Below are 18,406 nucleotides of genomic sequence, written 5' to 3'. Positions count from 1 at the left end.
TCTATGATACACGCAATTGTGGATCAATATAGTCACTGTGAATGGGTGGAAAATAGCATGAGTGCCAATGAAAACAACCTGATTTGGATCGATCTTGAGATGACCGGTCTGGATCCCGAGCGCGATCGCATTATTGAGATTGCCACGCTGGTGACCGATGCCAACCTGAATATTCTGGCAGAAGGGCCGACCATTGCAGTACATCAGTCCGATGAACAGCTGGCGCTGATGGATGACTGGAATGTCCGTACCCATACCGCCAGCGGGCTGGTGGAGCGCGTGAAAGCGAGCACGATGGGCGATCGGGAAGCTGAGCTGGCAACGCTCGAATTTTTAAAACAGTGGGTGCCTGCGGGAAAATCGCCGATTTGCGGTAACAGCATCGGTCAGGACCGTCGCTTCCTGTTTAAATACATGCCGGAGCTGGAAGCCTACTTCCACTACCGTTATCTTGATGTCAGCACCCTGAAAGAGCTGGCGCGCCGCTGGAAGCCGGAAATTCTTGATGGTTTTACCAAGCAGGGGACGCATCAGGCGATGGATGATATCCGTGAATCGGTGGCGGAGCTGGCTTACTACCGCGAACATTTTATCAAGCTGTAAAATTTTTCCTGGTCACGTAACCGCCGGATTCCACTTGCGGCGGCGTGGGTTTGGCGCTAAATTGAACGTCTTGCTGATAATTTCAGCACTTGAGATAAAAACTCAAAAAAAAATTTTTAGGGGGGTTGCAGAGGGAAAGATTTCTCGTATAATGCGCCTCCCGTAACGACGCAGAAATGCGAAATTACGAAAGCAAAAATTAAGTAGTACGCGGGAATAGCTCAGTTGGTAGAGCACGACCTTGCCAAGGTCGGGGTCGCGAGTTCGAGTCTCGTTTCCCGCTCCAAAATTTGAAGGTGCTGTAAAGCACAGGCTACCCAAGCGGGAATAGCTCAGTTGGTAGAGCACGACCTTGCCAAGGTCGGGGTCGCGAGTTCGAGTCTCGTTTCCCGCTCCAAATTCTCCTCTCAATAAACTATCCACAGCGACGCGATGCGTTATTGCTGGTTTTTGTTGTCTCTGACAAACTCTTGTAAACAGAGTTATCCACAGGTTCAGGCTGTAATCTTAATTTCAGAAAAACTTCGCACGGTGAATAGTAAATTCTTAACGTGTTGATATTTAAATTGAAAATTAAGGTTTCGATTTGTCGCATTGATCGCTTGACGATTTTTTCCGGCTTGAATTGCAATACGTTTTTATTTTTATTCACAAGCTGTGGATGAATTAGGCGTCGCGTGGTAAGCCCTTTTCAATCACCCGAACAAGACGCTGTTTTTTCGGTAGTTGAACCTCAACCACGCAGGCATTTCGTCGCTCGATTTGCTGCGCAATCGCCCACGCTATGTGTTCATCAAGAAGTGGATGCTCACCTTTACGACTTTCCAGCGCCGCCAGAATCGCTTCATCCCAGGGGGCATTGCCTAATGCTACGGCGATATTACGCAGCCAGCGCAGGTGGCCTATACGGCGAATCGCTGAACCTTCTGTTATTTTTAAAAACTTCTCTTCGCTCCAGGCGAATAACTCAATGAGTTCCGGTGCGTGTAATGGTTTGCGTGGGCTGAAATCGTCTTCAGTTGTCAGTTGCGAATAGCGATTCCACGGGCAGATAAGCTGGCAATCATCGCAACCGTAAATACGGTTTCCCATTAACGGGCGTAACTCTTCCGGGATTGCCCCTTCCAGTTCTATCGTCAGATAAGAAATGCAGCGGCGAGCATCTACGGTATATGGCTCGACGATGGCGCCGGTCGGGCAAATCGTCATACAGGCTACGCATTTACCGCATCCTTCCTCGACCGGTTGATCCACAGGTAACGGAATATCAACCAGCAGCTCGCCTAAAAAGAAGAACGAACCGGCTTCGCGATTGAGGATAAGTGAGTGCTTACCTGTCCAGCCAAGTCCCGCTTTTTCAGCCAGCGGGCGCTCAAGAACAGGCGCAGAATCGACAAACGGTCTAAAATTCAGCGAAACACAATGTTGTTGAATCATCTCGCCCAGCTTTTTGAGTCGGTTGCGCAGAAGTTTGTGATAATCACGGCCCAGCGCATAACGGCTAACATAGCCGAGTTTGGGATTTTTCAGCGTGCTGGCAAATGCGGCGTTGGCAGGCAGGTAATTCATCCGCACGCTGATCACGCGCAGCGTACCGGGCAATAACTCGTGGGGGCGGGCGCGCAGCATACCGTGACGTGCCATCCAGTCCATTTCGCCATGGTATTGTTTGTCCAGCCATGCTTGCAGTTTTGGCTCGGAATCGCTGAGATCGGTGTCGGTAATACCCACCTGCTGAAAGCCCAGTTCCAGCCCCCACTGTTTAATTTTTTGCGCTAACTGATTGAGATCGAGGGGCTCTGACATGACGGACCATACAATGAAGAAAAACCCCGTAAGTATACCACACACCGTCTGGCACGCCGACGATATCCGACGTGGTGAACGCGAAGCGGCAGACGCGCTGGGGCTAACGCTCTATGAGCTGATGCTTCGCGCGGGTGAAGCCGCGTTTCAGGTGTGTCGTTTGGCTTATCCTGACGCCCGCCACTGGCTGGTGCTGTGCGGTCATGGCAATAACGGCGGCGATGGCTACGTGGTCGCGCGGCTGGCAAAAGCGGTCGGTATTGAGGTTACGTTACTGGCCCAGGAGAGCGACAAACCGTTACCGGAAGAGGCTGCTCTGGCACGCGAAGCATGGTTAAACGCGGGAGGCGAGATCCATGCCTCGAATATTGTCTGGCCCGAGTCGGTGGAGTTGATTGTTGATGCGCTGCTCGGCACAGGCTTGCAGCAAGCGCCCCGCGAATCTATTAGCCAATTAATCGACCATGCTAATTCCTGTCCTGCGCCGATTGTGGCGATTGATATCCCTTCCGGCCTGCTGGCACAAACCGGAGCCGCGCCAGGCGCGGTGATCAACGCCGATCAAACCATCACTTTTATTGCGCTGAAACCAGGTTTGTTAACCGGCAAAGCACGGGATGTTACCGGGCAACTGCATTTTGACTCGCTGGGACTGGACTGTTGGCTGGCAAGTCAGGAGACGAAAATTCAGCGGTTTTCTGCAGAACAACTTTCTCACTGGCTGAAACCGCGTCGCCCGTCTTCGCATAAAGGCGATCATGGGCGGCTGGTGATTATCGGTGGCGATCACGGCACGGCAGGGGCTATTCGTATGGCGGGAGAAGCGGCGCTGCGTGCTGGAGCCGGTTTAGTCAGAGTGCTGACCCGCAGCGAAAACATTGCGCCGCTGCTGACCGCACGTCCGGAATTGATGGTGCACGAACTGACTATGGACTCTCTTACTGAAAGCCTGGAATGGGCCGATGTTGTGGTGATTGGTCCCGGTCTGGGCCAGCAAGAGTGGGGGAAAAAAGCCCTGCAAAAAGTGGAGAATTTTCGCAAACCGATGTTGTGGGATGCCGATGCATTGAACCTGCTGGCAATCAATCCCGATAAGCGTCACAATCGCGTGATCACGCCGCATCCTGGCGAGGCCGCACGGTTGTTGGGCTGTTCCGTCGCTGAAATTGAAAGTGACCGCTTACATTGCGCCCAACGTCTGGTACAACGTTATGGCGGCGTAGCGGTGCTGAAAGGTGCCGGAACAGTGGTCGCAGCAAACCCTGATGACTTAGGCATTATTGATGCCGGGAATGCAGGCATGGCCACTGGCGGCATGGGCGATGTGCTCTCTGGTATTATTGGTGCATTGCTTGGGCAAAAACTGTCGCCATATGATGCCGCCTGTGCTGGATGTATCGCACACGGCGCGGCGGCTGACGTGCTGGCGGCGCGTTTTGGTACGCGCGGGATGCTGGCAACCGATCTCTTTTCCACGCTACAGCGTATTGTTAACCCGGAAGTGACTGATAAAAACCATGATGAATCGAGTAATTCCGCTCCCTGATGAGCAGGCAACATTAGACCTGGGCGAGCGGGTAGCCAAAGCCTGCGATGGCGCAACCGTAATCTATCTGTATGGCGATTTAGGCGCAGGTAAAACCACCTTTAGCCGGGGCTTTTTACAGGCTCTGGGTCATCAGGGTAATGTCAAAAGCCCCACTTATACGCTGGTCGAACCCTATACGCTCGACAACTTAATGGTTTATCACTTTGATTTGTACCGCCTTGCCGATCCCGAGGAGCTGGAGTTTATGGGGATCCGCGATTATTTTGCCAACGATGCCATCTGCCTGGTGGAGTGGCCACAACAAGGTACAGGTGTTCTTCCTGACCCGGATGTCGAAATACACATTGATTATCAGGCACAAGGCCGTGAGGCGTGCGTGAGTGCGGTCTCCTCTGCGGGTGAATTGTTGCTGGCGCGTTTAGCCGGTTAACCTTTGAAGGTGGCGGGATGATGTATCGCATCAGAAATTGGTTGGTAGCGACGTTGGTGCTGCTGTGCGCGCAGGCTGGCGCCGCTACGCTCTCTGATATTCAGGTTTCTAATGGCAGTCAACAGGCGCGGATAACGTTAAGTTTTATTGGCGATCCTGACTATGCATTTAGCCATCAAAGCAAACGCACCGTGGCGCTCGATATCAAACAGACGGGCGTGATTCAGGGGCTGCCGTTGTTGTTCAGTGGTAATAATCTGGTGAAGGCGATTCGCTCTGGAACGCCAAAAGATGCGCAAACGCTGCGTTTGGTGGTGGATCTCACCGAAAACGGTAAAACCGAAGCGGTGAAGCGGCAGAATGGTAGCAATTACACCGTTGTCTTTACGATTAACGTCGATGCGCCGCCACCGCCTCCTCCGCCGCCAGTGGTTGCTAAACGTGTTGAAACGCCAGCCGTTGTTGCACCGCGCGTCAGCGAACCGGCGCGCAATCCGTTTAAAACCGAGAGCAACCGGGCTACGGGTGTCATCAGTAGCAATACGGTGACGCGTCCGGCAGCGCGCGCGACGGCTAACACTGGCGATAAAATTGTCATCGCTATTGATGCCGGACACGGCGGCCAGGATCCTGGCGCTATCGGCCCTGGCGGTACGCGGGAGAAAAATGTCACCATCGCCATCGCGCGTAAATTGCGTACTTTGCTCAATGATGATCCGATGTTTAAGGGTGTTTTAACCCGTGACGGGGATTACTTTATCTCGGTGATGGGGCGCAGCGATGTGGCACGTAAGCAAAACGCCAATTTCCTTGTGTCGATTCACGCTGATGCCGCACCGAACCGCAGTGCTACCGGCGCTTCCGTGTGGGTGCTCTCTAACCGTCGTGCAAACAGTGAAATGGCAAGCTGGCTGGAACAGCACGAGAAACAGTCGGAGCTGCTGGGCGGGGCAGGCGATGTGCTGGCGAACAGTCAGTCTGACCCGTATTTAAGCCAGGCGGTGCTGGATTTACAGTTCGGTCATTCCCAGCGGGTAGGGTATGATGTGGCGACCAGTATGATCAGCCAGTTGCAACGCATTGGCGAAATTCATAAACGTCGACCAGAACATGCCAGCCTTGGTGTTCTGCGTTCGCCGGATATCCCGTCAGTACTGGTCGAAACCGGTTTTATCAGCAACAACAGCGAAGAACGTTTGCTGGCGAGCGACGATTACCAACAACAGCTGGCAGAAGCCATTTACAAAGGCCTGCGCAATTACTTCCTTGCGCATCCGATGCAGTCTGCGCCGCAGGGTGCAACGGCACAAACTGCCAGTACGGTGACGACGCCAGATCGCACGCTGCCAAACTAAGGATTATTGATGCCAATTCAGGTCTTACCGCCACAACTGGCGAATCAGATTGCCGCAGGTGAGGTGGTCGAGCGACCTGCGTCGGTAGTTAAAGAACTGGTGGAAAACAGCCTCGATGCGGGTGCGACGCGTATCGATATTGATATCGAACGCGGTGGGGCGAAACTTATCCGCATTCGTGATAACGGCTGCGGTATCAAAAAAGATGAGCTGGCGCTGGCGCTGGCTCGTCATGCCACCAGTAAGATCGCCTCTCTGGACGATCTCGAAGCCATTATCAGCCTGGGCTTTCGCGGTGAGGCGCTGGCGAGTATCAGTTCGGTTTCCCGCCTGACGCTCACTTCGCGCACTGCGGAACAGCAGGAAGCCTGGCAGGCTTATGCCGAAGGGCGCGATATGGACGTGACGGTTAAACCGGCGGCGCATCCGGTGGGAACGACGCTGGAGGTGCTGGATCTGTTCTACAACACCCCGGCGCGGCGCAAATTCTTGCGCACCGAGAAAACCGAATTTAACCATATTGATGAAATCATCCGCCGCATTGCGCTGGCACGTTTTGACGTCACTATCAACTTGTCGCATAACGGTAAAATTGTGCGCCAGTACCGCGCAGTGCCGGAAGGCGGGCAAAAAGAGCGCCGTTTAGGGGCGATTTGTGGCACCGCTTTTCTCGAACATGCGCTGGCGATTGAATGGCAGCACGGCGATCTCACGCTGCGCGGCTGGGTGGCAGATCCGAATCACACCACGCCCACACTGGCGGAAATTCAGTATTGCTACGTGAATGGACGCATGATGCGCGATCGCTTGATCAATCATGCGATCCGCCAGGCCTGCGAAGACAAACTGGGTGCCGATCAGCAACCGGCGTTTGTGCTGTATCTGGAGATCGACCCGCATCAGGTGGATGTCAACGTGCACCCCGCCAAACACGAAGTGCGTTTCCATCAGTCGCGTCTGGTGCATGACTTTATCTATCAGGGTGTGCTGAGCGTGCTACAACAGCAACTGGAAACGCCGCTGGATGATGAACCACAACCTGCACCGCGCGCCATCCCGGAAAACCGCGTAGCCGCAGGGCGTAATCATTTTGCAGAACCGGCAGTTCGTGAGCCGGTAGCTCCACGCTACACTCCTGCGCCAGCATCAGGTAGTCGCCAGTCTGCTCCCTGGCCGAACGCGCAACCGGGCTACCAGAAACAGCAAGGTGAAGTGTATCGCCAGCTTTTGCAAACGCCTGCGCCGACGCTCAAACCAAAAGCGCCAGAACCTCAGGAACTTACGCTGGCATCGAATGGTCAAAGCTTTGGTCGGGTGCTGACTATTGTCCATTCCGACTGTGCGCTGCTGGAGCGCGACGGCAACATTTCACTTTTAGCCCTGGCGGTAGCGGAACGCTGGCTGCGTCAGGTGCAACTGACGCCGGGGGAATCGCCAGTTTGCGCTCAGCCGTTGCTTATTCCGTTGCGGTTAAAAGTCTCTGGTGAAGAAAAATCGGCATTAGAAAAAGCGCAGTCTGCTCTGGCGGAGTTAGGCATTGAATTTCAGTCTGATGCGCAGCATGTGACCATCAGAGCCGTGCCTTTACCCTTACGCCAACAAAATTTACAAATCTTGATTCCTGAACTGATAGGCTACCTGGCGAAGCAGTCCGTATTCGAACCTGGCAATATTGCGCAGTGGATTGCACGAAATCTGATGAGCGAACACACGCAGTGGTCAATGGCTCAGGCTATTACCCTGCTGGCGGATGTAGAACGGTTATGTCCGCAGCTTGTGAAAACGCCGCCGGGTGGTCTGTTACAATCTGTTGATTTACATCCGGCGATAAAAGCCCTGAAAGATGAGTGATATCAGTAAGGCGAGCCTGCCTAAGGCAATTTTTTTGATGGGGCCGACGGCCTCCGGTAAAACGGCGTTAGCCATTGAGCTGCGTAAAATTTTACCAGTAGAGTTGATAAGCGTTGATTCTGCCCTTATTTACAAAGGGATGGATATCGGGACGGCGAAGCCGAACGCTGAAGAGTTACTCGCCGCGCCGCACCGATTGCTGGATATTCGCGATCCGTCGCAGGCTTATTCGGCTGCTGATTTTCGTCGCGATGCGTTGGCGGAAATGGCCGATATCACGACGGCGGGGCGGATCCCGCTGTTAGTGGGCGGTACTATGTTGTATTTCAAGGCGTTACTGGAGGGGTTGTCGCCGCTACCGTCGGCGGACCCGGAAGTACGAGCCAGAATTGAGCAACAAGCGGCAGAGCAAGGTTGGGAGTCATTGCATCGTCAACTGCAGGAGATCGATCCTGTTGCGGCAGCAAGGATTCATCCAAATGATCCACAAAGGCTTTCCCGGGCACTGGAAGTTTTTTTCATTTCGGGTAAAACTTTAACGGAACTGACGCAAACGTCAGGAGACGCTCTACCGTATCAGGTGCATCAGTTCGCCATCGCCCCGGCGAGCCGTGAACTGCTCCATCAACGAATTGAGCAGCGTTTTCATCAGATGTTAGCTTCAGGTTTTGAAGCAGAAGTCCGGGCGCTTTTTGCCCGAGGAGATTTGCATACGGATTTGCCTTCCATTCGTTGCGTGGGTTATCGCCAGATGTGGTCTTACCTTGAAGGCGAAATCTCATACGATGAAATGGTTTATCGAGGTGTTTGCGCCACGAGACAGTTGGCGAAGCGGCAGATAACCTGGCTGCGTGGTTGGGAAGGGGTTCACTGGCTTGACAGTGAAAAACCAGAACAGGCGCGTGACGAAGTATTACAGGTTGTTGGTGCTATCGCAGGCTGAATGTGTACAATTGAGACGTATCGTGCGCAATTTTTTCAGAATCGAAAGGTTCAAAGTACAAATAAGCATATAAGGAAAAGAGAGAATGGCTAAGGGGCAATCTTTACAAGATCCGTTCCTGAACGCACTGCGTCGGGAACGTGTTCCAGTTTCTATTTATTTGGTGAATGGTATTAAGCTGCAAGGACAAATCGAGTCTTTTGATCAGTTCGTGATCCTGTTGAAAAACACGGTCAGCCAGATGGTTTATAAGCACGCGATTTCTACTGTTGTCCCGTCTCGTCCGGTTTCTCATCACAGTAACAACGCCGGTGGCGGTACGAGCAGTAACTACCATCATGGTAGCAGCGCGCAGAATACTTCCGCGCAACAGGACAGCGAAGAAACCGAATAAGGTTTCGGGCTGTTTTTTTACACGGGGAGCCAGCGATCCTGCGTTCCCCGCTGATCTATTTAGAGGGTTTTACGCTTGTTTGACCGTTATGATGCTGGTGAGCAGGCGGTGCTGGTACACATCTATTTTACGCAAGACAAAGATATGGAAGACCTCCAGGAGTTTGAATCTCTGGTTTCTTCCGCCGGTGTCGAAGCATTGCAGGTGATTACCGGTAGCCGTAAAGCGCCACACCCAAAGTATTTTGTAGGTGAAGGTAAAGCAGTTGAAATTGCGGAAGCTGTCAAAGCGACGGGTGCTTCGGTCGTTCTTTTTGACCATGCCCTGAGCCCAGCGCAAGAGCGTAACCTGGAGCGTTTGTGCGAGTGTCGTGTCATCGACCGCACCGGCCTTATTTTAGATATTTTCGCCCAACGTGCGCGTACCCATGAGGGTAAGTTGCAGGTTGAGCTGGCGCAGCTGCGCCATCTGGCTACGCGCCTGGTGCGTGGCTGGACCCACCTTGAAAGACAGAAAGGCGGGATCGGTTTGCGTGGTCCGGGTGAAACCCAGCTCGAAACCGACCGTCGTTTGTTGCGTAATCGCATCGTGCAGATACAGTCGCGCCTGGAAAGAGTTGAAAAGCAGCGTGAGCAGGGGCGGCAATCGCGTATCAAAGCCGACGTTCCTACTGTTTCGCTGGTGGGATATACCAACGCCGGTAAATCTACCCTTTTCAATCGCATTACCGAAGCACGGGTCTATGCGGCAGACCAGTTGTTTGCCACCCTCGATCCGACATTGCGGCGTATTGACGTCGCGGATGTCGGTGAAACCGTGCTGGCAGATACCGTAGGGTTTATTCGCCACTTACCGCACGATCTGGTGGCGGCGTTTAAAGCCACGTTACAAGAGACGCGGCAAGCCACATTGCTGCTGCACGTCATTGATGCGGCAGATGTGCGTGTACAAGAAAACATCGAAGCGGTGAATACGGTTCTTGAAGAGATCGATGCTCACGAGATCCCAACCCTGCTGGTGATGAATAAGATCGATATGCTGGAAGATTTCGAACCGCGTATTGATCGGGACGAAGAGAACAAACCGATCCGTGTCTGGCTTTCTGCGCAGACCGGAGCGGGGATACCACAGCTTTTTCAGGCTTTGACGGAGCGGCTTTCCGGTGAGGTGGCGCAGCATACATTGCGTCTGCCGCCGCAGGAAGGGCGTCTGAGAAGTCGTTTTTATCAGCTTCAGGCAATAGAAAAAGAGTGGATGGAGGAGGACGGCAGTGTAAGTCTGCAAGTTCGTATGCCGATCGTTGACTGGCGTCGCCTCTGTAAACAAGAACCGGCGTTGATCGATTACCTGATCTAACCGGCAAAGCGTCTGAAGCGTGGAGTCATATCCTCTGGCGTCGAAAGACAACAGGGATCACCGCATAACAAATATGGAGCACAAACATGGCGTGGAATCAGCCCGGTAATAACGGACAAGACCGCGACCCGTGGGGAAGCAGCAAACCTGGCGGCAACTCTGAGGGAAATGGAAACAAAGGCGGTCGCGATCAAGGGCCACCTGATTTAGATGATATCTTCCGTAAACTGAGCAAAAAGCTCGGTGGTCTGGGCGGCGGTAAAGGCACTGGATCTGGCGGTGGCAGTTCATCGCAAGGCCCGCGCCCGCAGCTTGGCGGTCGTGTCGTTACCATCGCAGCGGCAGCGATTGTCATTATTTGGGCGGCCAGTGGTTTCTACACCATTAAAGAAGCCGAACGCGGCGTGGTAACACGCTTTGGTAAATTCAGCCATCTGGTTGAGCCGGGTCTGAACTGGAAACCGACGTTTATCGACGAAGTAAAACCGGTGAACGTGGAAGCCGTGCGTGAACTGGCAGCTTCTGGTGTGATGCTGACGTCGGACGAGAACGTAGTGCGCGTTGAGATGAACGTGCAGTACCGCGTCACCAATCCGGAAAAATACCTGTATAGCGTAACCAGCCCGGATGACAGTTTGCGTCAGGCTACCGACAGCGCCCTGCGTGGGGTTATCGGTAAATACACCATGGACCGCATTCTGACGGAAGGTCGTACCGTGATTCGTAGCGATACTCAGCGCGAACTGGAAGAGACTATCCGCCCGTATGACATGGGTATCACGCTGCTGGACGTCAACTTCCAGGCTGCTCGTCCGCCGGAAGAAGTAAAAGCGGCGTTTGACGATGCGATTGCCGCGCGTGAAAACGAACAGCAATACATTCGTGAAGCAGAAGCGTATACCAACGAAGTTCAGCCGCGTGCGAACGGTCAGGCGCAACGTATCCTCGAAGAGGCGCGTGCGTACAAGGCTCAGACTATCCTGGAAGCCCAGGGTGAGGTCGCGCGCTTTGCTAAGCTTCTGCCGGAATATAAAGCCGCGCCGGAAATTACTCGCGAGCGTCTGTATATCGAGACGATGGAAAAAGTGTTGGGCAATACCCGCAAAGTGCTGGTTAACGACAAAGGTGGCAACCTGATGGTTCTGCCGTTAGACCAGATGCTGAAAGGGGGTAACGCCCCTGCGGCGAAGAGCGATAACGGTGCCAGCAATCTGCTGCGTCTGCCGCCAGCCTCTTCCTCCACAACCAGTGGGGCAAGCAACACATCGTCCACCAGTCAGGGCGATATTATGGACCAACGCCGCGCCAACGCGCAGCGTAACGACTACCAGCGTCAGGGGGAATAACGATGCGTAAGTCAGTTATCGCGATTATCATCATCGTGCTGGTAGTGCTTTACATGTCTGTCTTTGTCGTCAAAGAAGGTGAGCGCGGTATTACGCTGCGTTTTGGTAAGGTACTGCGTGATGATGACAACAAACCTCTGGTTTATGAGCCGGGTCTGCATTTCAAGATACCGTTCATTGAAACGGTGAAAATGCTCGACGCGCGTATTCAAACCATGGACAACCAGGCCGACCGCTTTGTGACCAAAGAGAAGAAAGACCTGATCGTCGATTCTTACATCAAATGGCGCATCAGCGATTTCAGCCGTTACTACCTGGCAACGGGCGGTGGCGACATTTCGCAAGCGGAAGTGCTGTTGAAACGTAAGTTCTCTGACCGTCTGCGTTCTGAAATTGGTCGCCTGGACGTGAAAGACATCGTCACCGATTCCCGTGGTCGTCTGACCCTGGAAGTGCGTGACGCGCTGAACTCTGGTTCTGCGGGTACAGAAGATGAAGTTACTACCCCAGCAGCAGATAACGCCATTGCCGAAGCGGCAGAGCGCGTAACGGCTGAGACGAAGGGCAAAGTTCCGGTCATCAACCCGAACAGTATGGCGGCGCTGGGTATTGAAGTTGTCGATGTGCGTATTAAGCAGATCAACCTGCCGACCGAAGTGTCTGAAGCGATCTACAACCGTATGCGCGCCGAGCGTGAAGCGGTAGCGCGTCGTCACCGTTCACAAGGTCAGGAAGAAGCGGAGAAACTGCGCGCGACTGCCGACTATGAAGTGACCAGAACGCTGGCAGAAGCAGAGCGTCAGGGTCGTATCATGCGCGGTGAAGGCGACGCTGAAGCTGCCAAACTGTTTGCTGATGCATTCAGCAAAGATCCGGACTTCTACGCATTCATCCGTAGCCTGCGTGCCTACGAGAATAGCTTCTCCGGTAATCAGGACGTGATGGTCATGAGCCCGGACAGCGATTTCTTCCGCTACATGAAGACGCCGAGCTCCGCGACACGTTAAGATAACGACTGCGGTACAGGTCAATAAAGCCACCGCATCCTCAGGGATGTCGGTGGTTTTCTTTTTCTATAAGGATAATGAATGAATTCGACAATCTGGCTGGCGCTTGCCCTGGTTTTGGTGCTGGAAGGTTTAGGGCCGATGCTTTACCCGCAGGCATGGAAGAAGATGATCTCTGCGATGACCAATTTGCCCGATAATATTTTACGTCGTTTTGGTGGGGGACTTGTGGTTGCGGGCGTTGTGGTCTACTACATGTTGAGGAAAACGATTGGCTGAACAAAAAACAGACTGATTAAGGTCATTTTTGGATGCAAAAAGTGCTGTAACTCTGAAAAAGCGATGGTAGAATCCATTTTTAAGCAAACGGTGATTTTGAAAAATGGGTAACAACGTCGTCGTACTGGGCACCCAATGGGGTGACGAAGGTAAAGGTAAGATCGTCGATCTTCTGACTGAACGGGCTAAATATGTTGTACGCTACCAGGGCGGTCACAACGCAGGCCATACTCTCGTAATCAACGGTGAAAAAACCGTTCTCCATCTTATTCCATCAGGTATTCTCCGCGAGAATGTAACCAGCATCATCGGTAACGGTGTTGTGCTGTCTCCGGCTGCGCTGATGAAAGAGATGAAAGAACTGGAAGACCGTGGCATCCCCGTTCGTGAGCGTCTGCTGCTGTCTGAGGCATGTCCGCTGATCCTTGATTATCACGTTGCGCTGGATAACGCACGTGAGAAAGCGCGTGGCGCGAAAGCGATCGGCACCACGGGTCGTGGTATCGGGCCTGCTTATGAAGATAAAGTTGCACGTCGCGGTCTGCGTGTTGGCGACCTTTTCGACAAAGAAACCTTCGCTGAAAAACTGAAAGAAGTGATGGAATATCACAACTTCCAGTTGGTTAACTACTACAAAGCTGAAGCGGTTGATTACCAGAAAGTTCTGGATGATACGATGGCTGTTGCCGACATCCTGACTTCTATGGTTGTTGACGTTTCTGATCTGCTCGACCAGGCGCGTCAGCGTGGCGATTTCGTCATGTTTGAAGGTGCGCAGGGTACGCTGCTGGATATCGACCACGGTACTTATCCGTACGTAACTTCTTCCAACACCACTGCTGGTGGCGTGGCGACCGGTTCCGGCCTGGGCCCGCGTTATGTTGATTACGTTCTGGGTATCCTCAAAGCTTACTCCACTCGTGTGGGTGCAGGTCCGTTCCCGACTGAACTGTTTGATGAAACTGGCGAGTTCCTCTGCAAGCAGGGTAACGAATTCGGCGCAACTACAGGTCGTCGTCGTCGTACCGGCTGGCTGGACACTGTTGCCGTTCGTCGTGCGGTACAGCTGAACTCCCTGTCTGGCTTCTGCCTGACCAAACTGGACGTACTGGATGGTCTGAAAGAGGTGAAACTCTGCGTGGCTTACCGTATGCCGGATGGTCGCGAAGTGACCACCACTCCGCTGGCAGCTGACGACTGGAAAGGTGTAGAGCCGATTTACGAAACCATGCCGGGCTGGTCTGAATCCACCTTCGGCGTGAAAGATCGTAGCGGCCTGCCGCAGGCGGCGCTGAACTACATCAAGCGTATCGAAGAGCTGACTGGTGTGCCGATCGATATCATCTCTACCGGTCCGGATCGTACTGAAACCATGATTCTGCGCGACCCGTTCGACGCGTAATTCTGGTGTGCCCGACAGATATTTTGCCTGCTGGGCTAGCAGTGTGATACATTACTGCGTCGAGTAAGCCATTACGCTTTCCGACGCAGTGTTAAATCCTCGCTTTTTTCCTTCCCCAAACTGAAATAAATTAGCGACACAGCTTGTGGCTGGTTTATCATCAATGTAAATGTATTTTTTCCCGATTTCCCTTTTGAGGTTGATGTGCAGTTAACGAGTTTCACTGATTACGGATTACGTGCGCTGATCTACATGGCGTCATTGCCAGAAGGGCGGATGACCAGTATTTCTGAAGTGACTGACGTCTACGGCGTCTCCCGTAATCATATGGTCAAAATAATCAATCAACTTAGTCGTGCCGGCTACGTGACTGCTGTTCGTGGAAAAAATGGCGGCATTCGCCTGGGTAAACCAGCGAGTGCGATACGTATTGGTGATGTGGTGCGCGAGCTGGAACCCTTATCGCTGGTGAATTGCAGCAGCGAGTTTTGCCACATAACACCTGCCTGTCGGTTGAAACAGGCACTTTCTAAGGCCGTGCAAAGTTTTCTTACGGAACTGGATAACTACACGCTTGCCGATTTGGTTGAAGAGAATCAACCGCTTTATAAATTATTGCTGGTGGAGTGACGAAAATCTTCATCAGAGATGACAACGGAGGAACCGAGATGTCACAAGATCCTTTCCAGGAACGCGAAGCTGAAAAATACGCGAATCCCATCCCTAGTCGGGAATTTATCCTCGAACATTTAACCAAACGTGAAAAACCGGCCAGCCGTGATGAGCTGGCGGTTGAACTGCACATTGAAGGCGAAGAGCAGCTTGAAGGCCTGCGCCGCCGCCTACGCGCGATGGAGCGCGACGGTCAACTGGTCTTCACTCGCCGTCAGTGCTATGCGCTGCCGGAACGCCTCGACCTGGTGAAAGGTACAGTTATTGGTCACCGTGATGGCTACGGCTTTCTGCGGGTTGAAGGACGTAAAGATGATTTGTATCTCTCCAGCGAGCAGATGAAAACCTGCATTCATGGCGATCAGGTGCTGGCGCAGCCGCTGGGCGCTGACCGTAAAGGTCGCCGTGAAGCGCGTATTGTCCGCGTACTGGTGCCAAAAACCAGCCAGATTGTTGGTCGCTACTTTACCGAAGCGGGCGTCGGCTTTGTGGTTCCTGACGACAGCCGTCTGAGCTTCGATATCTTAATCCCGCCAGATCAGATCATGGGCGCGCGGATGGGCTTTGTGGTGGTGGTCGAACTGACCCAACGCCCGACTCGCCGTACCAAAGCGGTGGGTAAAATCGTCGAAGTGCTTGGCGATAATATGGGCACCGGCATGGCGGTTGATATCGCTCTGCGCACCCATGAAATCCCGTACATCTGGCCACAGGCCGTTGAGCAACAGGTTGCCGGACTGAAAGAAGAAGTGCCGGAAGAAGCAAAAGCGGGTCGTGTCGATCTGCGCGATTTACCGCTGGTCACCATTGATGGCGAAGACGCCCGTGACTTTGACGATGCAGTTTACTGCGAGAAAAAACGCGGCGGCGGCTGGCGTTTATGGGTCGCAATTGCCGACGTCAGTTACTATGTGCGTCCGCCAACGCCGCTGGACAGAGAAGCGCGTAACCGTGGTACGTCGGTCTACTTCCCGTCGCAGGTTATCCCGATGCTGCCGGAAGTGCTCTCTAACGGCCTGTGTTCGCTCAACCCACAGGTAGACCGCCTGTGTATGGTGTGCGAGATGACGATTTCGTCGAAAGGTCGCCTGACTGGCTACAAATTCTACGAAGCGGTGATGAGCTCTCACGCGCGTCTGACCTACACCAAAGTCTGGCATATTCTGCAGGGCGATCAGGATCTGCGCGAGCAGTACGCCCCGCTGGTTAAGCATCTCGAAGAGTTGCATAACCTCTATAAAGTGCTGGATAAAGCCCGTGAAGAGCGCGGCGGGATCTCGTTTGAGAGCGAAGAAGCGAAGTTCATTTTCAACGCCGAACGTCGTATTGAACGTATCGAACAGACTCAGCGTAACGACGCGCACAAATTAATTGAAGAGTGTATGATTCTGGCGAATATCTCAGCGGCACGTTTCGTTGAGAAAGCCAAAGAACCGGCACTGTTCCGTATTCACGACAAGCCGAGCACCGAAGCGATTACCTCTTTCCGTTCAGTGCTGGCGGAGCTGGGGCTGGAATTGCCGGGTGGTAACAAGCCGGAACCACGTGACTACGCGGAGCTGCTGGAGTCGGTTGCCGATCGTCCTGATGCAGAAATGCTGCAAACCATGCTGCTGCGTTCAATGAAACAGGCGATTTATGACCCGGAAAACCGTGGTCACTTCGGTCTGGCATTGCAGTCCTATGCGCACTTTACTTCGCCGATTCGTCGTTATCCTGACCTGACGCTGCACCGTGCCATTAAGTATCTGCTGGCGAAAGAGCAGGGGCATCAGGGGAATACCACTGAAACCGGTGGCTACCATTATTCGATGGAAGAGATGCTGCAACTGGGTCAGCACTGTTCGATGGCGGAACGCCGTGCCGACGAAGCAACGCGCGATGTGGCTGACTGGCTGAAGTGTGACTTCATGCTCGATCAGGTAGGTAACGTCTTTAAAGGCGTAATTTCCAGCGTCACTGGCTTCGGTTTCTTTGTTCGTCTGGATGACTTATTCATCGATGGTCTGGTTCACGTCTCTTCGCTGGACAACGACTACTATCGCTTTGATCAAGTCGGACAACGCCTGATGGGGGAATCCAGCGGCCAGACTTATCGTCTGGGCGATCGCGTGGAAGTCCGCGTCGAAGCGGTTAATATGGACGAGCGCAAAATCGACTTTAGCCTGATCTCCAGCGAACGCGCACCGCGCAACGTCGGTAAAACGGCGCGCGAGAAAGCGAAAAAAGGCGATGCAGGCAAAAAAGGCGGCAAGCGTCGTCAGGTCGGTAAAAAGGTAAACTTTGAGCCAGACAGCGCCTTCCGTGGTGAGAAAAAAACGAAGCCGAAAGCGGCGAAGAAAGACGCGAAAAAAGCGAAAAAGCCATCGGCGAAAACGCAGAAAATAGCCGCTGCAACCAAAGCGAAGCGTGCGGCGAAGAAAAAAGTGGCAGAGTGATCATTACCCTCTTCAAACAGAAGAGGGGCAGATTGCTGACAAAATGCGCTTTGTTCATGCCGGATGCGGCGTGAACGCCTTATCCGGCCTACATAATCACGCAAATTCAATATATTGCAGGAATCATGTAGGCCTGATAAGCGTAGCGCATCAGGCAAAACGTAAACAACGAGTACATTAATGAGCGAAATGATTTACGGCATCCACGCAGTGCAGGCCCTGCTGGAGCGCGCCCCTGAACGTTTTCAGGAAGTCTTTATTTTAAAAGGCCGTGAAGATAAACGTCTGTTGCCGCTGATTCACGCCCTTGAGTCCCAGGGCGTGGTTATCCAGCTGGCAAACCGCCAATATCTCGACGAGAAAAGCGACGGTGCCGTGCATCAGGGCATTATCGCTCGCGTGAAGCCTGGACGTCAGTATCAGGAAAACGATCTCCCGGATCTGATCGCTTCGCTCGATCAACCGTTCCTGCTGATCCTCGACGGCGTAACCGATCCGCATAACCTCGGTGCGTGCCTGCGTAGTGCTGACGCCGCTGGCGTTCATGCAGTGATTGTGCCGAAAGATCGCTCCGCTCAACTCAACGCCACGGCGAAAAAAGTGGCTTGCGGCGCGGCAGAAAGTGTCCCGCTGATTCGGGTAACCAACCTGGCGCGCACTATGCGTATGTTGCAGGAAGAGAACATCTGGATCGTCGGTACGGCAGGTGAAGCGGATCATACGCTTTATCAGAGCAAAATGACCGGTCGTCTGGCGCTGGTGATGGGCGCGGAAGGTGAAGGTATGCGTCGCCTGACCCGTGAACATTGCGATGAACTGATTAGTATTCCGATGGCAGGTAGCGTTTCTTCCCTGAACGTTTCGGTTGCGACCGGAATTTGCTTATTTGAAGCAGTTCGCCAGCGTAGCTAATTCTTCTGAATTATGAAAAACCATCCATATTTGGATGGTTTTTTTGGTGATGCTGCCAACTTA

At 53.2% G+C, this 18,406-nt stretch carries 17 protein-coding genes and 2 tRNA genes; 18 read left to right on the top strand and 1 reads right to left on the bottom strand.

Going from position 1 to position 18,406, the window contains the following annotated elements; all coding sequences use genetic code 11:
- Positions 1 to 57: 57 nt before the first annotated feature.
- The 4 genes from orn to A7589_RS23090 all read left to right on the top strand — a co-directional run bounded on the left by orn (position 58) and on the right by A7589_RS23090 (position 1,287).
- Positions 58 to 603: an oligoribonuclease gene (gene orn, locus A7589_RS18030; RefSeq protein ID WP_001295188.1), complete on the top strand. Its 546-nt coding sequence runs from the start codon at positions 58 to 60 to the stop codon at positions 601 to 603.
- 210 nt (positions 604 to 813) lie between these two features.
- Positions 814 to 889, top strand: a tRNA-Gly gene (locus A7589_RS18025).
- A 35-nt stretch (positions 890 to 924) separates the two neighbouring features.
- Positions 925 to 1,000: transfer RNA gene (locus A7589_RS18020), tRNA-Gly, on the top strand.
- Positions 1,001 to 1,233: 233 nt separating this feature from the next.
- Complete coding sequence (locus A7589_RS23090) at positions 1,234 to 1,287, top strand: hypothetical protein (RefSeq protein ID WP_180561215.1); 54 nt, start codon at positions 1,234 to 1,236, stop codon at positions 1,285 to 1,287.
- Here the strand turns inward: A7589_RS23090 and queG are convergent.
- Positions 1,270 to 2,409, bottom strand: coding sequence for a tRNA epoxyqueuosine(34) reductase QueG (gene queG / locus A7589_RS18015; protein WP_001294201.1), 1,140 nt, complete (start codon positions 2,407 to 2,409; stop codon positions 1,270 to 1,272). The two genes, A7589_RS23090 and queG, sit on opposite strands and share 18 nt — an antisense overlap.
- On the opposite strand from queG, the gene nnr reads away from it, so the two are divergent.
- The 14 genes from nnr (at position 2,408) to rlmB (ending at position 18,343) form a co-directional block, all read left to right on the top strand.
- Entirely contained in the window at positions 2,408 to 3,955 is a 1,548-nt protein-coding gene (gene nnr / locus A7589_RS18010; RefSeq protein WP_010357233.1) for a bifunctional ADP-dependent NAD(P)H-hydrate dehydratase/NAD(P)H-hydrate epimerase, read from the top strand. The genes queG and nnr overlap by 2 nt on opposite strands.
- Positions 3,927 to 4,388 carry a tRNA (adenosine(37)-N6)-threonylcarbamoyltransferase complex ATPase subunit type 1 TsaE gene (tsaE, locus tag A7589_RS18005; RefSeq protein ID WP_000981975.1) on the top strand — a complete coding sequence of 154 codons (462 nt, stop codon included), beginning with the start codon at positions 3,927 to 3,929 and terminating at the stop codon, positions 4,386 to 4,388. The genes nnr and tsaE overlap by 29 nt, the downstream gene beginning before the upstream one ends.
- Before the next feature lie 17 nt (positions 4,389 to 4,405).
- Positions 4,406 to 5,743 carry an N-acetylmuramoyl-L-alanine amidase AmiB gene (gene amiB, locus A7589_RS18000; RefSeq protein ID WP_000990344.1) on the top strand — a complete coding sequence of 446 codons (1,338 nt, stop codon included), beginning with the start codon at positions 4,406 to 4,408 and terminating at the stop codon, positions 5,741 to 5,743.
- A gap of 9 nt (positions 5,744 to 5,752) precedes the next feature.
- Positions 5,753 to 7,594 (top strand): DNA mismatch repair endonuclease MutL, encoded by a 1,842-nt coding sequence (gene mutL / locus A7589_RS17995; protein ID WP_108188946.1) that lies wholly within the window; start codon positions 5,753 to 5,755, stop codon positions 7,592 to 7,594.
- Positions 7,587 to 8,537 (top strand): tRNA (adenosine(37)-N6)-dimethylallyltransferase MiaA, encoded by a 951-nt coding sequence (gene miaA, locus A7589_RS17990; protein WP_001280353.1) that lies wholly within the window; start codon positions 7,587 to 7,589, stop codon positions 8,535 to 8,537. The genes mutL and miaA overlap by 8 nt, the downstream gene beginning before the upstream one ends.
- 85 nt (positions 8,538 to 8,622) lie before the next feature.
- Positions 8,623 to 8,931, top strand: coding sequence for an RNA chaperone Hfq (hfq, locus tag A7589_RS17985; RefSeq protein ID WP_001051883.1), 309 nt, complete (start codon positions 8,623 to 8,625; stop codon positions 8,929 to 8,931).
- Between the two features lie 75 nt (positions 8,932 to 9,006).
- Positions 9,007 to 10,287 carry a ribosome rescue GTPase HflX gene (gene hflX, locus A7589_RS17980; RefSeq protein WP_000460360.1) on the top strand — a complete coding sequence of 427 codons (1,281 nt, stop codon included), beginning with the start codon at positions 9,007 to 9,009 and terminating at the stop codon, positions 10,285 to 10,287.
- A gap of 86 nt (positions 10,288 to 10,373) precedes the next feature.
- On the top strand, positions 10,374 to 11,633 hold the full coding sequence (hflK, locus tag A7589_RS17975) for an FtsH protease activity modulator HflK (protein WP_000312488.1): 1,260 nt from the start codon (positions 10,374 to 10,376) through the stop codon (positions 11,631 to 11,633).
- Between the two features lie 2 nt (positions 11,634 to 11,635).
- Positions 11,636 to 12,640, top strand: a complete 1,005-nt coding sequence (gene hflC, locus A7589_RS17970) for a protease modulator HflC (RefSeq protein ID WP_001232411.1) — start codon at positions 11,636 to 11,638, stop codon at positions 12,638 to 12,640.
- 81 nt (positions 12,641 to 12,721) lie between these two features.
- Positions 12,722 to 12,919, top strand: a complete 198-nt coding sequence (locus A7589_RS17965; RefSeq protein ID WP_001089300.1) for a DUF2065 domain-containing protein — start codon at positions 12,722 to 12,724, stop codon at positions 12,917 to 12,919.
- A gap of 103 nt (positions 12,920 to 13,022) precedes the next feature.
- Complete coding sequence (gene purA / locus A7589_RS17960) at positions 13,023 to 14,321, top strand: adenylosuccinate synthase (protein ID WP_000527955.1); 1,299 nt, start codon at positions 13,023 to 13,025, stop codon at positions 14,319 to 14,321.
- 204 nt (positions 14,322 to 14,525) lie between these two features.
- Positions 14,526 to 14,951: a nitric oxide-sensing transcriptional repressor NsrR gene (nsrR, locus tag A7589_RS17955; protein WP_001177639.1), complete on the top strand. Its 426-nt coding sequence runs from the start codon at positions 14,526 to 14,528 to the stop codon at positions 14,949 to 14,951.
- 38 nt (positions 14,952 to 14,989) lie between these two features.
- Positions 14,990 to 17,431, top strand: coding sequence for a ribonuclease R (rnr, locus tag A7589_RS17950; protein WP_000076290.1), 2,442 nt, complete (start codon positions 14,990 to 14,992; stop codon positions 17,429 to 17,431).
- 180 nt (positions 17,432 to 17,611) lie between these two features.
- Positions 17,612 to 18,343 (top strand): 23S rRNA (guanosine(2251)-2'-O)-methyltransferase RlmB, encoded by a 732-nt coding sequence (rlmB, locus tag A7589_RS17940; protein ID WP_001293282.1) that lies wholly within the window; start codon positions 17,612 to 17,614, stop codon positions 18,341 to 18,343.
- The last annotated feature ends 63 nt before the right edge of the window (positions 18,344 to 18,406 follow it).

The organism is Escherichia sp. MOD1-EC6475, assembly GCF_003046645.1.
Lineage (GTDB): Bacteria > Pseudomonadota > Gammaproteobacteria > Enterobacterales > Enterobacteriaceae > Escherichia > Escherichia ruysiae.
Note: the sequence above shows the minus strand (reverse complement) of the source record. Positions and strands in the feature narration are given on the sequence as shown.